The sequence below is a fragment of the Streptomyces sp. NPDC049687 genome (genome assembly GCF_044465285.1).
Taxonomy (GTDB): Bacteria; Actinomycetota; Actinomycetes; order Streptomycetales; family Streptomycetaceae; genus Streptomyces.
In genome coordinates, this window is the sequence record NZ_JBITLN010000015.1 from 1 (window position 1) to 16,117 (window position 16,117).

15 protein-coding genes are annotated in these 16,117 nt (G+C 70.0%); 5 read left to right on the top strand and 10 right to left on the bottom strand.

Annotated elements, in window-relative coordinates; all coding sequences use genetic code 11:
* Positions 1–75: 75 nt before the first annotated feature.
* Together ACIBVL_RS34895 and sodN are read right to left on the bottom strand one after the other, a co-directional pair.
* Positions 76–861 (bottom strand): VOC family protein, encoded by a 786-nt coding sequence (locus ACIBVL_RS34895; protein ID WP_399103740.1) that lies wholly within the window; start codon positions 859–861, stop codon positions 76–78.
* A gap of 230 nt (positions 862–1,091) precedes the next feature.
* Positions 1,092–1,487, bottom strand: coding sequence for a superoxide dismutase, Ni (gene sodN / locus ACIBVL_RS34900; RefSeq protein WP_390822500.1), 396 nt, complete (start codon positions 1,485–1,487; stop codon positions 1,092–1,094).
* 145 nt (positions 1,488–1,632) lie between these two features.
* On the opposite strand from sodN, the gene sodX reads away from it, so the two are divergent.
* Positions 1,633–2,067 (top strand): nickel-type superoxide dismutase maturation protease, encoded by a 435-nt coding sequence (sodX, locus tag ACIBVL_RS34905; RefSeq protein WP_399104057.1) that lies wholly within the window; start codon positions 1,633–1,635, stop codon positions 2,065–2,067.
* Here the strand turns inward: sodX and ACIBVL_RS34910 are convergent.
* The 4 genes from ACIBVL_RS34910 to ACIBVL_RS34925 all read right to left on the bottom strand — a co-directional run bounded on the left by ACIBVL_RS34910 (position 1,971) and on the right by ACIBVL_RS34925 (position 5,545).
* Positions 1,971–2,600, bottom strand: a complete 630-nt coding sequence (locus tag ACIBVL_RS34910) for a CGNR zinc finger domain-containing protein (RefSeq protein ID WP_399103742.1) — start codon at positions 2,598–2,600, stop codon at positions 1,971–1,973. The genes sodX and ACIBVL_RS34910 overlap by 97 nt on opposite strands.
* Before the next feature lie 208 nt (positions 2,601–2,808).
* A complete protein-coding gene (locus tag ACIBVL_RS34915) occupies positions 2,809–3,561 on the bottom strand; it encodes an amino acid ABC transporter ATP-binding protein (protein ID WP_399104059.1) in 753 nt (250 codons plus the stop codon).
* A gap of 50 nt (positions 3,562–3,611) precedes the next feature.
* On the bottom strand, positions 3,612–4,550 hold the full coding sequence (locus ACIBVL_RS34920; protein WP_399103744.1) for an amino acid ABC transporter permease: 939 nt from the start codon (positions 4,548–4,550) through the stop codon (positions 3,612–3,614).
* 32 nt (positions 4,551–4,582) lie between these two features.
* On the bottom strand, positions 4,583–5,545 hold the full coding sequence (locus ACIBVL_RS34925; protein WP_399103746.1) for an ABC transporter substrate-binding protein: 963 nt from the start codon (positions 5,543–5,545) through the stop codon (positions 4,583–4,585).
* Positions 5,546–6,154: 609 nt separating this feature from the next.
* On the opposite strand from ACIBVL_RS34925, the gene ACIBVL_RS34930 reads away from it, so the two are divergent.
* The 4 genes from ACIBVL_RS34930 to ACIBVL_RS34945 all read left to right on the top strand — a co-directional run bounded on the left by ACIBVL_RS34930 (position 6,155) and on the right by ACIBVL_RS34945 (position 9,544).
* Positions 6,155–7,384 carry an NADP-dependent malic enzyme gene (locus tag ACIBVL_RS34930; RefSeq protein ID WP_399103748.1) on the top strand — a complete coding sequence of 410 codons (1,230 nt, stop codon included), beginning with the start codon at positions 6,155–6,157 and terminating at the stop codon, positions 7,382–7,384.
* A 260-nt stretch (positions 7,385–7,644) separates the two neighbouring features.
* Entirely contained in the window at positions 7,645–8,607 is a 963-nt protein-coding gene (locus tag ACIBVL_RS34935) for a zinc-binding dehydrogenase (protein WP_399103750.1), read from the top strand.
* A 134-nt stretch (positions 8,608–8,741) separates the two neighbouring features.
* Positions 8,742–8,951 carry an HTH domain-containing protein gene (locus tag ACIBVL_RS34940; RefSeq protein ID WP_399103752.1) on the top strand — a complete coding sequence of 70 codons (210 nt, stop codon included), beginning with the start codon at positions 8,742–8,744 and terminating at the stop codon, positions 8,949–8,951.
* Positions 8,951–9,544, top strand: a complete 594-nt coding sequence (locus ACIBVL_RS34945) for a Clp protease N-terminal domain-containing protein (protein ID WP_399103754.1) — start codon at positions 8,951–8,953, stop codon at positions 9,542–9,544. The genes ACIBVL_RS34940 and ACIBVL_RS34945 overlap by 1 nt, the downstream gene beginning before the upstream one ends.
* A gap of 29 nt (positions 9,545–9,573) precedes the next feature.
* Here ACIBVL_RS34945 and ACIBVL_RS34950 read toward each other — a convergent pair whose 3' ends face one another.
* From ACIBVL_RS34950 to ACIBVL_RS34965, 4 genes are all read right to left on the bottom strand, one after another.
* Positions 9,574–10,638, bottom strand: a complete 1,065-nt coding sequence (locus ACIBVL_RS34950) for a helix-turn-helix transcriptional regulator (RefSeq protein WP_399103756.1) — start codon at positions 10,636–10,638, stop codon at positions 9,574–9,576.
* Position 10,639: 1 nt separating this feature from the next.
* Positions 10,640–11,596: a DUF4097 family beta strand repeat-containing protein gene (locus ACIBVL_RS34955; RefSeq protein ID WP_399103758.1), complete on the bottom strand. Its 957-nt coding sequence runs from the start codon at positions 11,594–11,596 to the stop codon at positions 10,640–10,642.
* A gap of 161 nt (positions 11,597–11,757) precedes the next feature.
* Entirely contained in the window at positions 11,758–11,937 is a 180-nt protein-coding gene (locus tag ACIBVL_RS34960) for a DUF6104 family protein (RefSeq protein WP_003992906.1), read from the bottom strand.
* A gap of 90 nt (positions 11,938–12,027) precedes the next feature.
* Positions 12,028–15,819 carry a multifunctional oxoglutarate decarboxylase/oxoglutarate dehydrogenase thiamine pyrophosphate-binding subunit/dihydrolipoyllysine-residue succinyltransferase subunit gene (locus ACIBVL_RS34965; RefSeq protein WP_399103760.1) on the bottom strand — a complete coding sequence of 1,264 codons (3,792 nt, stop codon included), beginning with the start codon at positions 15,817–15,819 and terminating at the stop codon, positions 12,028–12,030.
* Between the last annotated feature and the right edge of the window lie 298 nt (positions 15,820–16,117).

Consider the following 16,117-nt stretch of genomic DNA (forward strand, 5'->3'; position numbering starts at 1 on the left):
CGGTACGCGGACGACCCTCCGCCTTGCGATGCACCGCACCAGACGCCGCGGGCCCCGCCCTCCGGGCGGACGACGCTACTTTCGAAACACGCCCTGGGGCATCGCTCGCGGGAGCCCGCCCGTCTCCGGGTCGCGGCCGGTGAGGCAGTACAGGCCGCCCGTCGGGTCGCGCATCACCGTCCAGTGGGGGCCGGGGGCGACGGGGGTGGCGCCGAGGCGCTCGTGCCGGGCGCGTACGGCGTCGATGTCGGGGCCGCAGGCCAGGTCCAGGTGGGCGGAGACCGCGTCCCCCTCGTCGAGCCGCTGGAGCAGGATCCGGACCGGCAGGTCCGGCAGCGGGGCGAGCACATGGAACTCGGGCCGGGAGCCCGGCCGTGACGACCAGTCCGGCAGCAGGCCGCTCCAGAACGCGACCTCGGTGTCGTACGCGGACGGCGGGACGTCGACGCAGACCTGGTCCAGACGGCTGCCCCCGGTCACCGGCGGCCGGACGGACTCGCCGTGCCACGGCACCGCGCAGAACAGCTGTCCGGCGGGCGAGCGCAGTACGGCCCATCCGTCGTGCGAGGCGGACGTTCCCGCCCCCAGTTCCAGCGCCGCCCGGACGAACCCGGCCACGTCCTCCACGGCGAAGTCGAGATGCGCCCCGCCGTCCCCGGCCGCGACCCCCTGGGCCTTCACACAGGCGTCGGCGCCGCCGCCGGGCAGCAGGGTGACGAACTCGTCCCGCTCACCCCGGGGCGCGGACAGGGAGGTGTCCGTGACGGCGGTCCAGAAATCGCGGGCCCGCTCGAAGTGCTCGGCGGGCCGGTCCAGGAAGGCGTACGTCCACCGGACGGGTGTGTGGGTGCGGGAGCTCATGGGGCGATCGTAGGGCGGTGGCCCGCGCGGGTTCGCCCGGGATGCGATGGGTCATATCCCGGTCGACTCCGGGACGGTGGTCGCCCACCGAGTCGCCGCGGATGTTCTCCGGTGGCTGAGAAGACCGCACCCGGACCGCGGTGGACGCCGTTGTCGGCGGCCTGCGGGCCGGGTGCGGGGGATACGACCGGGCGAACGAAGAACGCGCAGGTCAAGAGGCGTGAAAAAAATCAGGCCTTCTTCGTCTCCCAGAAGATCTTGTCAATCTCGGCGATCAGCTCCAGGGCCTTCTCACCGGTCTTCGGGTCGGTCGACGCCTTGGCGGCCGAGAGCGCCTTCAGGGTGTCGTTGACCAGGGTGTGCAGCTGGGGGTACTTCTCGAAGTGCGGGGGCTTGAAGTAGTCGCTCCACAGCACGGAGACGTGGTGCTTCGCAAGCTCGGCACGCTGCTCCTTGATGACGGTGGCGCGCGCCTGGAAGTGCGGGTCGTCGTTGGCGGCCATCTTCTCCTGGACGGCCTTCACCGACTCCGCCTCGATGCGGGCCTGGGCCGGGTCGTACACACCGCAGGGCAGGTCGCAGTGTGCGCTGACCTTGACCTTGGGGGCAAACAGGCGGGAAAGCATGGAGCATTCCTTCCTCGTGATCGTCTTCTCAGGTGGGACATTACTCCCTGCAAGGCTGGTTTACGCGGGTGCCCCCATGGGCTTAGGACAAAAGTCGGGGGTGAGACTGAGACTGGTGGAGGAACGGACCGGGGAGGTGCCGGGGATGCCGGAACTGTCGCAGGAGACGGAGCGGGGGAGGGTGGTGGCACCCTTCGGGCTGGCCGAGGTGACCGGGCCGTCCATGGTGCCCACGCTCCACCACGGGGACCAACTGGTGGTGCACTACGGCGCGCGGGTGCGGGCCGGTGACGTGGTCGTGCTGCGGCATCCCTTCCAGCAGGACCTGCTGGTCGTGAAGCGGGCCGTGGAGCGGCGGGACGGGGGGTGGTGGGTGCTGGGCGACAACGCGTACGCGGGTGGGGACAGCACCGACTACGGGACCGTGCCCGACGAGCTGATCCTGGGCAGGGTGCGGCTGCGCTACCGCCCGCTGAAGCCGGATCAGCGCTCGCCGCTGGCGGTGGTGCGCTGGGCGCTGTCGGCGGCGAGGCCGGTGCTGACGGTCCGGTCGGCCTCCAGGCGCTTTCGGGCGCGGTAGGCGGCCACGTTGGCGCGGGTCGCGCAGCGGTCCGAGCAGTAACGCCGGGAGCGGTTGGTGGAGGTGTCGAGGTAGGCGTTGCGGCACGGGGCCGCCTCGCACAGCCCCAGGCGGTCGACACCGTACTCGGTGAGATGGAAGGCCAGGCCCATGGCGGCGATGGCGGCGTAGCCCGCGGTCGCGTTCGAGGGGTGGTCGGCCAGGTGCATGTGCCACAGGGGGCGACCGTCGTCGTCGCGGAAGTTGTGCCCGGAGATCTGAGGGCTGACCGGGAACTCCAGGAGCAGTGAGTTCAGCAGGTTCACCGCCAGCGTCTCGTCACCGCCGTCCGCCGCGTCGAAGACCGCCCGCAGCCGTGCCCGGACCGAACGGAAGCGGGTGACGTCGGCCTCGGTGGCGCGGCGGGCCGCCTCCTGGTTGGTGCCGAAGAGGTCCCGGACGGCCTCCACCGAGGTGAGCGAGTCCTTGGCCCTCAGCGGTTCCTCGGTGTTGACGAGGCGAACGGCATAGTCCGAGTAATAGGCCAGTTCCACTTGTAGTCCTTACGGAGGGGCTCTATGGCACGGGTGCGGTCGGGTAACGGCTGATCGTGCTTTCAGGGTATTACGCGACGGGCGGCGAAGGGGGTTTCAGGACCACCACCGGTACCGAACCGACTGGCAGGCCTGACAACAGAGCAGGGACCGGCACGGGAAAGGGGCGGCACGGGAATGTCCGTACCGCCCCTTCGCCGTCGTGCCGCTACAGCACCTTCGACAGGAACGCCTTCGTCCGCTCGTGCTGCGGGTCGGTCAGGACCTCGCGCGGGTTGCCGGACTCGACCACCACGCCGCCGTCCATGAAGACCAGGCTGTCGCCCACCTCGCGGGCGAAGCCCATCTCATGGGTGACGACGATCATCGTCATGCCGGACTCGGCCAGGTCGCGCATGACGTCGAGGACGTCGCCGACCAGTTCCGGGTCCAGGGCCGAGGTCGGCTCGTCGAACAGCATCAGCTTCGGGTCCATGGCCAGCGCCCGGGCGATCGCCACGCGCTGCTGCTGGCCGCCGGAGAGCTGCGAGGGGTAGCTCGCGGCCTTGTCGGCCAGGCCCACGCGCTCGAGAAGCTGCATCGCGCGCTCCTTGGCCCGGGCCTTGTTCACGCCCTTGACCTGGACCGGCGCCTCGATGACGTTCTCCAGCGCGGTCATGTGCGGGAACAGGTTGAACCGCTGGAACACCATGCCGATGTCCCGGCGCTTCAGCGCGACCTCGCTGTCCTTGAGCTCGTACAGCTTGTCGCCCTTCTGGCGGTAGCCCACCAGGTCGCCGTCGACGTACAGACGGCCGGCGTTGATCTTCTCAAGATGGTTGATGCACCTGAGGAACGTGCTCTTGCCCGAGCCGGAGGGGCCGATGAGGCAGAACACCTCGCCGGACTTCACCTCCAGGTCGATGCCCTTGAGCACCTCCACCAGGCCGAACGACTTGTGGACGCCCTCGGCCCTGACCATCGGCACCGCGGAGTCCCTGACGGACGTGGTGGCCTTCGCGATCTTCTCGGTCATGCCATGCCTCCCTCGCGTCGGCCGATCGACAGCACGTTGGCCCTGATCTTCTGGAAGGGGGTCGGCGGCAGCTGACGCAGGGAGCCGCGGGCGTAGTACCTCTCGAGGTAGTACTGGCCGACGCTGAAGATCGAGGTCAGCACCAGGTACCAGGCCGCGGCGAGGAACAGCATCTCGGCCGGGGCGCCGGAGGTCTGGCCGATGTCCTGGGCGACCCGGAGCAGCTCCGAGTACTGGACCACGGACACCAGCGAGGTCGTCTTCAGCATGTTGATGACCTCGTTGCCCGTGGGCGGCACGATCACGCGCATCGCCTGGGGGACGACGATCCGGCGCAGCGTCCTGCCGTGGCTCATGCCCAGCGCCTGCGACGCCTCGGTCTGGCCCTCGTCGACGGAGAGCAGACCGGCACGGCAGATCTCCGCCATGTACGCGGCCTCGTTGAGGCCGAGGCCGAGCAGCGCGGTCAGGAACGGGGTCATGAAGTCCGACCACTCGTTCTTGTAGACCGGCCCGAGGTTGATGTACTCGAAGACGAGGCCCAGGTTGAACCAGACGATGAGCTGGACCAGGACCGGGGTGCCGCGGAAGAACCAGATGTAGAACCAGGCGACGGACGACGTGACCGGGTTCTTCGAGAGGCGCATGACCGCCAGCAGAATGCCGCCGACCACGCCGATCAGCATGCACAGCACCGTGAGCAGGAGCGTCTTGCCCACGCCGCTGAGGATGCGGTCGTTGAAGAAGTAGTCGGGGATCGCCCCCCAGTTGATCCTGCCCTGGGAGAACGCGTAGACGATGCCGGCCAGCACGGCCAGGGCGACCACGGCGGAGATGTACCGCCCGTAGTGCCGGACCGGGATGGCCTTGATCGCCTCCGGGCCGGCCGGCGGGGTGTCCGCCGGCCCGTCCGTCTTGTCGATGTCAACAGTCACGGGTGTTGCCTTTCAGTGGCCGCGGAACGCGGTCACTTGCCGCCGTTGATGGTGACTTCCTTGACGGCGCCGTCGGCGACGCCCCACTTCGCGATGATCTTCTCGTACTCGCCGTTCGCGATGATGGCATCCAGCGCCGCCTTCAGGGCGTCCCGCAGCTGGGTGTCGTCCTTGGCGACCGCGATGCCGTACGGGGCGGCCTCGACCTGCTCGCCGACGAGCTGGAAGTCGTTGCCGCCGCCGGAGGTCTTCACGGCGTACGCGGCGACGGGGAAGTCGGAGGAGCCGGCGTCGGCGCCGCCCGCGCGCAGGCGGGTCTGGGCCTGCTGGTCGTTGTCGAAGGCCTGGATGGAGATCGTCTTGCCGCCGGTGCACTTCTTGGCCTCGGCCTTGGCGAGGTCCTCGGAGACCGTGCCGCGCTGCACCACGATCTTCTTGCCACACAGGTCGGACCAGGTCTTGATGCCCTGGTCGTCCCCCTTCTTGGTGTAGATCGACACACCGGCGGTGAAGTAGTCCACGAAGTCGACGCCCTCACCGACCTTCTTGCCGGTGTCGGAGTCGATGCCCTCCTGGCGGTCCTTGGTGTCGGTCATCGCGGACATGGCGATGTCGTACCGGTTGGAGCGCAGGCCGGTGATGAGGGTGTCGAAGGTGCCGTTCTGGAAGTCGAACGTCACGCCGAGCTGCTTGCCCATCGCGGCCGCGAGGTCCGGGTCGATGCCCACGGTCTTGCCCGCGGAGTCCTTGAACTCGACCGGGGCGTACGCGATGTCGGAGCCGACCTTGATGACGCCGGCGTCACGGATCGCCTTCGGAAGCTTGCCGGCCAGCGGGGCCGAACTCGTGGAGGCGGAGCCACTGCTCTCCGAGCTGCCGCTGTCTGTCTGGTCGCCGCAGGCGGAGAGCAGCAGGGCGCCCGCGACCGCGAGGGATCCGACCGCTGCCAGGCGGGTGCGCGCGGCGGTCGTGTGTCGGGTGGTGCGTGCGGTCATGGTGGGTTCCTCCGGCGGATGGATGGAGATGCCGATGGGTCGGCACATGCCGATGGGTCGACGAGAACACACACCTTTGGGTGTCGCGACCTCGTGTGATTACCGCATCTTGCCATTCGGACTAGGCCAATCAGGGGGCCAGCCATGTCAAAATCGGATAACGGGCGACCCCCGAACCGCATAGTCCGGTACATCACGCCCGGACGACGCCGGACCATCTGCGGCAATCCGCTCCTCCAGCCGGAGGATCTTCGGTTCCTCTCACGAGGCGTTCGCGAGCCGTACGGCCCATCCGTTGACTTGAGTCCGTGTCAAGGGTTCAACGGCGCCCCTGGCCGGTCTTCGAGCATGAGTCGTGTCACTTGTGATCACCTCTGTCGAGGGTCCACAGACCGAGGGATGTGACCTTGCACGGATTGGACTCGTCGGCTGTGGTCTCCGTCCGGTAAGAAGGTTCTTTACACCCCTCATCCGGGGCTCAGGGCGCGTGTGCGGCGCGCCCGACGCGCAGGCGCCCGTACGCATCACCTCTGGGCCCTGTGCGACGCCCGCCCACTCCTCACCCGGAGTGGCCACCCTCATCCAAGAACACCTAAGGGGTACAACACAGTGGCAGCGGAGATCGTCAATCCTCGCAGCGAGAGCGCGGACCAAACGGGCCAGGAGGGCGGTGCGGAACCCCTCGACTCCTTCGATCCGGCGTTCGCACTGCACCGCGGCGGGAAGATGGCCGTGCAGGCCACCGTCCCGATCCGTGACAAGGACGACCTGTCCCTCGCCTACACGCCCGGCGTCGCACGCGTGTGCACCGCGATCGCGGAGCAGCCGGACCTGGTGAACGACTACACCTGGAAGTCGTCCGTCGTCGCCGTCGTGACCGACGGTACGGCCGTCCTCGGCCTCGGGGACATCGGGCCGGAGGCCTCCCTCCCGGTGATGGAGGGCAAGGCCATCCTCTTCAAGCAGTTCGGCGGGGTCGACGCGGTTCCGATCGCGCTCGCCTGCACGGACGTGGACGAGATCATCGAGACGGTGGTGCGCCTCGCGCCCTCGTTCGGCGGTGTGAACCTGGAGGACATCTCGGCACCGCGGTGCTTCGAGATCGAGCGCCGACTCCAGGAGGCGCTCGACATCCCGGTCTTCCACGACGACCAGCACGGTACGGCGGTCGTGACGCTGGCGGCGCTGCGCAACGCGGCGCGGCTGAGCGGACGGGCCGTCGGTGACCTGCGGGCCGTCATCTCGGGCGCCGGCGCGGCCGGTGTGGCCATCGCCAAGATGCTGGTCGAGGCCGGTATCGGGGACGTCGCCGTCGCCGACCGCAAGGGCATCGTCTCCGCGGACCGGGAGGACCTCACCGAGGTCAAGCGCGAGCTGGCCTCCTTCACCAACAAGGCCGGGCTGACCGGCTCCCTCGAGGACGCGCTGGCCGGCGCCGACGTCTTCATCGGCGTCTCCGGCGGTACGGTCCCGGAGGAGGCGGTGGCCTCCATGGCCGAGGGCGCGTTCGTGTTCGCCATGGCCAACCCGAACCCCGAGGTGCACCCCGAGGTCGCCCACAAGTACGCGGCGGTCGTCGCGACCGGGCGGTCGGACTTCCCGAACCAGATCAACAACGTGCTGGCGTTCCCCGGGATCTTCGCGGGGGCGCTGCAGGTGCGGGCGTCCCGGATCACCGAGGGGATGAAGATCGCCGCGGCTGAGGCGCTGGCCGGGGTCGTCGGCGACGATCTCGCGGCCGACTACGTCATTCCGTCGCCCTTCGACGAGCGGGTCGCGCCCGCGGTGACGGCCGCGGTCGCGGCCGCTGCTCGGGCCGAGGGCGTTGCCCGTCGCTGACGTCCGCCTCGAATGGCCCCGTCCGTCCGGGCGGGGCCGTTTCTTTGCCCATCCGCCCGCCCGTCCGGTGACTTGAAGGGTCGGCATCGCTTGGAGGAGCGGGGGTCGTACGGCGGCCGCGGGAGCGTTGTGGCCGGGCGCGCGGTTCCCCGCGCCCGTCGGGCCTCTCCGGTCACGCTTCCCGGCCGGCCGCGCAAGAGGGCATGTCTCACAGTGGCCTCCGGTTTCGCCGGCCCCTCCCCGGCTCTATCGTCGTGCTCATGTTCGCCGTCTACGCCGCCCGAATCGACCGCGACCAGCCGCTTTCCGGACTGGAGTTGGGGGAGCGCCCGGCCCCCGAGGCCCGGCCAGGCTGGAGTACCGTCACCGTGCGGGCCGCTTCCCTCAACCATCACGACCTCTGGTCCCTGCGGGGCGTCGGTCTCGCGGAGGACAAGCTGCCGATGATCCTCGGCTGTGACGCCGCCGGTGTCGACGAGGACGGCAACGAGGTCGTCCTGCACTCCGTCATCGGCCAGACCGGGCACGGAGTCGGGCCCGACGAGCCGCGTTCCATCCTGACCGAGCGCTACCAGGGCACCTTCGCCGAGCAGGTCGCGGTGCCGACCTGGAACATCCTGCCCAAGCCGAAGGAACTGTCCTTCGAGGAGGCCGCCTGTCTGCCCACCGCGTGGCTGACGGCGTACCGCATGCTCTTCACCAACGCGGGTGTCAGGCCGGGCGACTCGGTTCTCGTCCAGGGGGCCGGCGGTGGTGTCGCCACCGCCGCGATCGTCCTCGGGAAGGCCGCCGGGCTGCGGGTCTTCGCCACCAGCCGGGACGAGGCCAAGCGGAAGCGGGCGCTGGAACTCGGTGCCGTGGAGGCGGTGGAGCCGGGTGCGCGACTGCCGCAGCGGGTGGACGCCGTCATCGAGACCGTCGGCGCGGCCACCTGGTCCCACTCGGTGAAGTCGCTGCGGCCCGGTGGCACCCTCGTCATCTCCGGCGCGACCAGTGGTGACCGGCCCTCGCACGCCGAACTCACCCGGATCTTCTTCCTGGAGCTGAAGGTCGTCGGTTCCACGATGGGCACCAAGGACGAACTGGAGGACCTGCTCTCCTTCTGCGCCGCCACCGGTGTCCGCCCCGTCGTCGACGAGGTACTGCCGCTGGACCGGGCCCGCGAGGGCTTCGAACGCCTGGCCTCCGGCGACCAGTTCGGCAAGATCGTCCTCACTCACTAGTGCCGCGGCACTGGGGCAGATCCCAGTCGTCGTCGGTCGCTGCTCGGCGGGTCCGGGTCCCGGACCCGCCTTTTGCGTGCCGCATACGTCAACCTGGGTTGACATGGAGAGGCCTGTCAACCTAAGTTGACGTCATGACCGAAGCAACGGATCTCGCCGAGCGTGCCGGTGACCGCGATCCACGGGTCGGACTGCGTGCCGTCGCCGCACTGCGCCGGCTGCTGGAGCAGCTGGAGACGGTGCAGGTGCGCAATGCGCGCAACCAGGGCTGGTCGTGGCAGGAGATCGCCGCGGAGCTCGGAGTCAGCAGGCAGGCCGTGCACAAGAAGTACGGGAGGCAGTGATGTTCGAGCGATTCACGAAGGACGCCCGCGACGTGGTGCGCGGTGCCGTCGAGCGCTGCGAGGGGGCGGGGGCCCGGACCGTCGGTACCGAGCATCTGCTGCTCGCACTGCTGGACCGGGAGGGCAGCCGGGCGTCCTTCGCGCTCGCCGCCCTCGGGCTCGCGGAGCGCAGGGACGCTGTACGGGAGGCGCTGGACGAGACGCGTCGGCGCGCGGGCCTCTCGCGCGCCGAGAGCGACGCCCTCGCGGGACTGGGCATCGACGTCTCGGAGATCGTCTCGCGGATCGAGGAGGTGCACGGCGCCGGCGCGATGTCCGACGGCTCCCCGTCCGGCGGAGCGGCGGGCGGCGGAGCGAAGGGCGCGGGGCGGCGGACGGGGCGGCCGGCCTTCGGCCGGGGCGCCAAGCGGATCCTGGAACAGTCCCTGCGGATGGCGCTGTCCCACCACGACCGGCGCATCGGGGACGAGCACATCCTCCTGGCCCTGACCGTCCACCCCGGCCCGGCCGCCGAGGTCCTCGCCGACCACGGGGTCACCCATGCGTCGCTGACACGGGTGCTGTACGGCGGGGGAGAGGCCCAGGCGGGCTGACCCGGCCTCCCCTCCTCCCCCGAGGAGCCTCAGCCCCTCGGCGCCCGGAGTACGGCCCCGATGTGCGCCGCCGCCGCCGACAGGTGGCGGCGGGCGTCGCGCAGTTGGTCGACCGTGACACCGTGGTCCCGGGCCGCGTCGCGGATGTCGTCGCGGAAGCGGTCGAGCAGACGGTCCAGATCGCGGGCGGGGTCGCCGCTGGAGTCCTCGTGGGCCCAGGTGGGCTCGTAGTCGGCCGGGAAGTCCTCCGGGGTGCGGGAGTACTCCGGGCGGGCGGTCGCCGCCGAGGACGGCGGCGCCGACGACTGCGTACCGCCGGCCGAGCGGCCGAAGCCGAGGTCCTTGCCGAACTCCTTCCCGAAGTCCTTGCCGAACTCGCCGAACTCCTTCGCCAGTTCGGTCAGGCCCTCGCGGACGCCCGTCGGCCAGTCGCCGCGCGCGAAGTGGTCCTGGACCTGCTCCTGGACCCGCCGCGCGATGCGCTGCATCTCCTCCTGCGCCTGGGCCCGGGCGTGGTCCTGCGCCTCCTTGGCCTGGCGGCGGGCCCGTTGGGCCTCCTCACGGGCCCGGCGGCTCTCGTCCTTGGCCCGCCGGGCCTGCTCCTTCCACTCCTGCTTGACGCGGCGCATCTCCTCCTTGGCGGCGCGCCAGGACTCCTTGTCCCCGTACTCGCCCTGGTCCGGGCCGGGACCGGCCGGGGCCCCACGCCGGGCCTCGGAGGCCGCCGCCCGCATCTCGCGCCGCAGATCACCCGCCGCGCCCCGCACATCGGCCCGGATCTCGGCGGCCAGCTCGGCGACCGACTCGCGGATCTCGAGCTCCAGGTCGGCCAGCTCACCGCTGCGGTCGGCGAGTTCGGCTCGGCCGGCGTCCGTGATGGCGTACACCTTGCGGCCGCCCTCGGTGGTGTGGGTGACCAGGCCCTCCGCCTCCAGCTTGGCCAGGCGGGGGTAGACCGTGCCCGCCGAGGGGGCGTACAGGCCCTGGAAGCGTTCCTCCAGGAGGCGGATCACCTCGTAGCCGTGGCGCGGGGCCTCGTCGAGCAGCTTCAGCAGATAGAGGCGGAGACGGCCGTGGGCGAAGACGGGAGGCATGTCAGAGCACCTTCTTGTCGGTCGTGCTGTCGGCCGGGCCGTCGGAGGAGGACGCGCCGTTCTGGCCGGAAACGGCATTGTCTCCCGCGGAGGAAGCGGCTTCGCCGGCGGCGGGCTCCCCGGGAGCCGGTTCGCCGTGGGCCGGGCCGTCCTCCGTCGGTGGGCGGCGCAGCAGGGCGATCGAGCCGGAGATCGTCGTCGCCTTCAGCCTGCCGTTGCCCGCGCCGAGGCGGCCGGTGATCCGCTTGGCGCCCCACTGGCCGCTGACCCGGAGGTCCTCGAAGGCGTTGGACACCGAGCCGCTCGCCGTATTGGCCTCCACCTCGGCGTCCGCCGGATGGGGCAGCCGGATGGCGATCTCGCCCGAGACACTGGTCAGGCTGATGTCGGTGGGACGGCTCGCCGGGTCCAGGTCGACGATCATCGACCCGCTCACCGAGTCGGCCTTCACCGAGGAGCCAGCCTCGACCACGGTCAGATCCCCCGAGACGGAGTTGAAGCGCAGATCGCCGGTGAGGGCCTGGGCCTCCACGTTCCCCGAGACGGTGTCCGCGCGGGCCGGGCCCGCGAGGCCCACCAGCGCGGTGTCCCCGTTGACGCTCTTGACCTCGGCGTGGCCGTCGATCCCGGAGACCACGGCGCCGGCGCTCACCACGCCCACCTCCACGCGGGTGCCCGCAGGCACCGCGAGCGAGACGACCGCGCTGCGCCGCCACCCCTTGCGGTCGAGCCACTTGAGGAACCCCTTCCAGGGCAGGTCCTCGTACGCCACCGTCAGCGTGCCGTCGCGATGACTCACCACCAGGGGCGGTCCCTCGATCCGGGACACCTCCAGGCGGGCGGCGCCCTCCTCCGTGCCCACCACGTTCACCGTGCCGTCGACGATGCGTACGTGCAGTTCGCTGACGGGCTCGTCGAAAGTGAGCTTGCTCGGCTCGGCGACGGACACTTCGGACATGGTGACGACCTCCTCGACGACACGACACGCCATATCGCGTCTTCCTCGATTCACGATATATCGCGCCTGGGGAAAGTCAAGGCATCCCGGACACCGTCCACGCGAAAGAGGGCCGCGCACGCAAAAGGGGCGCCCGAAGGCGCCCCGCCGAGTCAGCCGCTCTACTCGTCGTCCTCGTCGTCCAGCCGCGCCAGCCACGTCGCCAGCCGCTCCACCGGCACCTCGAAGTCCGGGTTCAGATCGACGAACGTACGCAGCTGCTCGGCCAGCCACTCGAAGGTGACCTCCTCCTCGCCGCGCCGCTTCTCCAGCTCTTCGATGCCACGGTCCGTGAAGTACATGGGTCAAGGATAAGTGCGTAAAACGGCCGGGCCGCACCCCCGGAAAGGGGTACGGCCCGGCCACGTACGGCCCACGAGAGGGCTCGGCGACTACGCCTCGAACACCTCGCGCACCAGCTGCTCCTGCTCCGCCTGGTGGCGCTTGGCGGAGCCGACGGCCGGGGACGAGCCGTGCGGCCGCGAGATGCGGCGCAGGCGCTCGCCGTGCGGGATGTCGGCGCCGACCGCCAGGTCCAGGTGGTCGATGAGGTTCAGGGCGATGAACGGCCAGGCACCCTGGTTGGCCGGCTCCTCCTGGACCCACAGGTACTTCTCGGCGTTCGGGTACTTGTTGACCTCCGCCTGGACCTCGGCACCCGGCAGCGGGTACAGCCGCTCGAGGCGGATGATCGCCGTCTCCGTGTCACCGCGCTTCTGACGCTCGGCGTCCAGGTCGTAGTAGACCTTGCCGGCGCAGAAGACGACCTTCTTGACGGCGGCCGGGTCCGTGACCGACGTGTCGCCGATGACCGGGCGGAACTGGCCCGTGGTGAACTCCTCCGCCTTCGAGGCCGCCGCCTTCAGGCGCAGCATCGACTTCGGCGTGAAGACGACCAGCGGCTTGTGGTGCGGGTTGTGCACCTGCCACCGCAGGAGGTGGAAGTAGTTCGACGGGAGGGTCGGCATCGCGACCGTCATGTTGTTCTGGGCGCAGATCTGGAGGAACCGCTCCGGGCGGGCGGACGAGTGGTCCGGGCCCTGGCCCTCGTAGCCGTGGGGGAGGAGCAGGACCACGCCGCTCGTCTGGCCCCACTTCTGCTCGGCGGACGAGATGAACTCGTCCACGACCGTCTGCGCGCCGTTGACGAAGTCGCCGAACTGCGCCTCCCACATCACCAGAGCGTCCGGGCGGGCCAGCGAGTAGCCGTACTCGAAGCCCATCGCCGCGTACTCGGAGAGCAGCGAGTTGTAGACGTTCAGGCGGGCCTGGTCCTCGGAGAGGTACAGCAGCGGGGTGAAGTCCTCGCCCGTCTCACGGTCGATGATCACCGCGTGGCGCTGGCCGAAGGTGCCTCGCTGGGAGTCCTGGCCCGCCAGACGGACCGGGACGCCTTCGAGGAGCAGGGAGCCGACGGCGAGGGTCTCGCCCATGCCCCAGTCGATCGTGCCGTCCTCGACCATGGCCGCCCGGCGCTGCAACTGCGGCAGCAGACGCGGGTGGACGGTGATGTGGTCGGGGATGTTGACCTGGGACTCGGCGATGCGCTTCACGACCTCCGTGGAGACCGCGGTCGGCACCGAGACCGGGAAGCCGTCCTGCGGCTCCTGGGCGTCGCTGCCGACGGGCTGCGCGGTGGTGGCCTCGCGGACCTCCGTGAAGACCTTCTCCAGCTGGCCCTGGTAGTCCTGCAGCGCCTGCTCGGCCTCTTCCAGGGTGATGTCGCCGCGACCGATCAGGGACTCGGTGTACAGCTTGCGCACCGAGCGCTTCTTGTCGATCAGGTCGTACATCAGCGGCTGGGTGAAGGCCGGGTTGTCCGACTCGTTGTGACCGCGGCGGCGGTAGCAGATGAGGTCGATCACCACGTCCTTGTTGAACGCCTGACGGAACTCGAAGGCCAGCCGGGCCACGCGGACCACGGCCTCCGGGTCGTCGCCGTTCACGTGGAAGATCGGGGCCTCGATCATGCGGGCCACGTCCGTCGCGTACATCGACGAACGCGAGGACTCGGGGGCCGCGGTGAAGCCGACCTGGTTGTTGATGACGATGTGGACCGTGCCGCCGGTGCGGTAGCCGCGCAGCTGCGACATGTTCAGGGTCTCGGCCACCACGCCCTGGCCCGCGAAGGCCGCGTCGCCGTGCAGGGCCACCGGCAGGACGGTGAAGTCCGTGCCGCCCTTGTTGATGATGTCCTGCTTGGCGCGGGAGACACCCTCCAGGACCGGGTCCACGGCCTCCAGGTGCGAGGGGTTCGCGACCAGGCTGACCTTGATCTGCTCGCCGTCCAGGCCGGTGAAGGTGCCTTCGGCGCCCAGGTGGTACTTCACGTCGCCGGAGCCGTGCATCGACTTCGGGTCGAGGTTGCCCTCGAACTCGCGGAAGATCTGCGCGTACGACTTGCCGACGATGTTCGCGAGGACGTTCAGGCGGCCGCGGTGGGCCATGCCGATGACGACCTCGTCCAGGCGCGACTCGGCGGCGGAGTCGAGCACCGCGTCGAGCAGCGGGATGACGGACTCGCCGCCTTCCAGGGAGAAGCGCTTCTGGCCGACGTACTTCGTCTGCAGGAAGGTCTCGAAGGCCTCCGCCGCGTTCAGCCGGCGCAGGATGCGCAGCTGCTCCTCGCGCTCCGGCTTGGTGTGCGGGCGCTCGATGCGGTCCTGGATCCACTTGCGCTGCTTGGGGTCCTGGATGTGCATGAACTCGACGCCGGTCGTGCGGCAGTACGAGTCGCGCAGCACGCCGAGGATGTCGCGCAGCTTCATCAGGGACTTGCCGGCGAAGCCGCCGACGGCGAACTCGCGCTCCAGGTCCCACAGGGTGAGGCCGTGCTCGGTGATGTCCAGGTCGGGGTGCTTGCGCTGGCGGTACTCCAGCGGGTCGGTGTCGGCCATGACGTGGCCGCGGACCCGGTAGGAGTGGATCAGCTCGAAGACCCGGGCGGCCTTGGTGACGTCGTCGTCGTGGCTGGCGTCGATGTCCTTGAGCCAGCGGACCGGCTCGTAGGGGATCCGCAGGGCCTCGAAGATGTCGTCGTAGAAGCCGCTCTCGCCGAGCAGGAGGTTCGCGACGATCCGCAGGAACTCGCCGGAGGCGGCGCCCTGGATGACCCGGTGGTCGTAGGTCGACGTGAGCGTCATGACCTTCGAGATGCCGAGCTTGTTCAGGGTGTCCTGGCTGGTGCCCTGGAACTCCGCCGGGTAGTCCATGGAGCCGACGCCCATGATCACCGACTGGCCGGGCATCAGACGCGGCACCGAGTGCACGGTGCCGAGGCCACCGGGGTTGGTCAGGGAGACCGTCACGCCGGTGAAGTCGTCCATCGTCAGCTTGCCGTCGCGGGCGCGGCGGACGATGTCCTCGTAGGCCTGCCAGAACTCGAAGAAGTTCAGGGTCTCGGCCTTCTTGATGCCGGCGACGACGAGCTGGCGGTCGCCGTTGGGCTTCACCAGGTCGATGGCCAGGCCGAAGTTGACGTGCGGCGGCTTGACGAGGGTGGGCTTCCCGTCCTTCTCCGCGTAGTGCCAGTTCATCGACGGCATGGCCTTGAGGGCCTGCACCATCGCGAAGCCGATCAGGTGCGTGAAGGAGATCTTCCCGCCCCGGGCGCGCTTGAGGTGGTTGTTGATGACGATGCGGTTGTCGAACAGCAGCTTCACCGGGACCGCGCGGACCGAGGTGGCGGTCGGCAGTTCCAGGGAGGCGTTCATGTTCTTCGCGACCGCGGCGGCCGGGCCGCGCAGCGTCACCAGCTCGGGGCCCTCGGGGGCCGCGGCGGCGGGCGCGGCCTTCGCGGCGGCGGCCGGCTTCGCGGGGGCCGGGGCGGCCTTCGCGGGGGCCGGGGCGGGCGCGGCGGCGGCGGGCTTCGGGGCGGCGGCCGGAGCCGGCACGGAAGCCGGAGCGGCGGGCGCGGCCGGGGCGGCGGGCGCCGGGGGCGTGGTGGTGGTCCCTGCGGCCCCCGCGGCCGCAGTACCCGCCGGAGCCGAGGGACTGGCCGCCCCCGGCTTGTAGTCGGCGAAGAAGTCCCACCAGGCACGGTCTACCGAATTCGGGTCCTGGAGGTACTGCTGATAGATCTCGTCGACGAGCCACTCGTTCGGACCGAACGCGGCCGCGGGGTTCTTGCCCGCTTGGTCTGCGTCGGTCGAGATGCTCGAGTTACTGGGGGACTGTGGCGACACGGCGGCAACCGCCCTCTTCCGCTTCACAAGGTGATGGACAGCGGGAATAAAGGCTACGCCTCCAAGACCGCCAAGGTCAGGTCGAGCCGGTCCATCGTCGCGTAAGTCACATCAGAAAGTGTGTTTCGGGGGTTGAAATGGCGGGAAACAAGCGCGGTTACGCTCGGAAAAGGATGCGTTGACGCAGGTCGCGCACGCCGAGCGCGCGGACCCGTGCGAACCGGTGCCGACCTGCACCGGACCTCTGCCTGATCACAGGTGTCCGGCAGCGCGGACAACCGGTGGATCTTGGGGCTCC

Excerpts from the sequence above, each read along its gene's own strand:
- ACIBVL_RS34895 (WP_399103740.1), bottom strand. The coding sequence starts at position 861 with ATGAGCTCCCGCACCCACACACCCGTCCGGTGGACGTACGCCTTCCTG.
- ACIBVL_RS34950 (WP_399103756.1), bottom strand. The coding sequence starts at position 10,638 with ATGCCTCCCGTCTTCGCCCACGGCCGTCTCCGCCTCTATCTGCTGAAG.
- ACIBVL_RS34960 (WP_003992906.1), bottom strand. The coding sequence starts at position 11,937 with ATGTACTTCACGGACCGTGGCATCGAAGAGCTGGAGAAGCGGCGCGGC.
- ACIBVL_RS34915 (WP_399104059.1), bottom strand. The coding sequence starts at position 3,561 with ATGGTCAGGGCCGAGGGCGTCCACAAGTCGTTCGGCCTGGTGGAGGTG.
- sodN (WP_390822500.1), bottom strand. The coding sequence starts at position 1,487 with ATGCTTTCCCGCCTGTTTGCCCCCAAGGTCAAGGTCAGCGCACACTGC.
- ACIBVL_RS34925 (WP_399103746.1), bottom strand. The coding sequence starts at position 5,545 with ATGACCGCACGCACCACCCGACACACGACCGCCGCGCGCACCCGCCTG.
- ACIBVL_RS34955 (WP_399103758.1), bottom strand. The coding sequence starts at position 11,596 with ATGTCCGAAGTGTCCGTCGCCGAGCCGAGCAAGCTCACTTTCGACGAG.
- ACIBVL_RS34945 (WP_399103754.1), top strand. The coding sequence starts at position 8,951 with ATGTTCGAGCGATTCACGAAGGACGCCCGCGACGTGGTGCGCGGTGCC.
- ACIBVL_RS34940 (WP_399103752.1), top strand. The coding sequence starts at position 8,742 with ATGACCGAAGCAACGGATCTCGCCGAGCGTGCCGGTGACCGCGATCCA.
- sodX (WP_399104057.1), top strand. The coding sequence starts at position 1,633 with ATGCCGGAACTGTCGCAGGAGACGGAGCGGGGGAGGGTGGTGGCACCC.
- ACIBVL_RS34935 (WP_399103750.1), top strand. The coding sequence starts at position 7,645 with ATGTTCGCCGTCTACGCCGCCCGAATCGACCGCGACCAGCCGCTTTCC.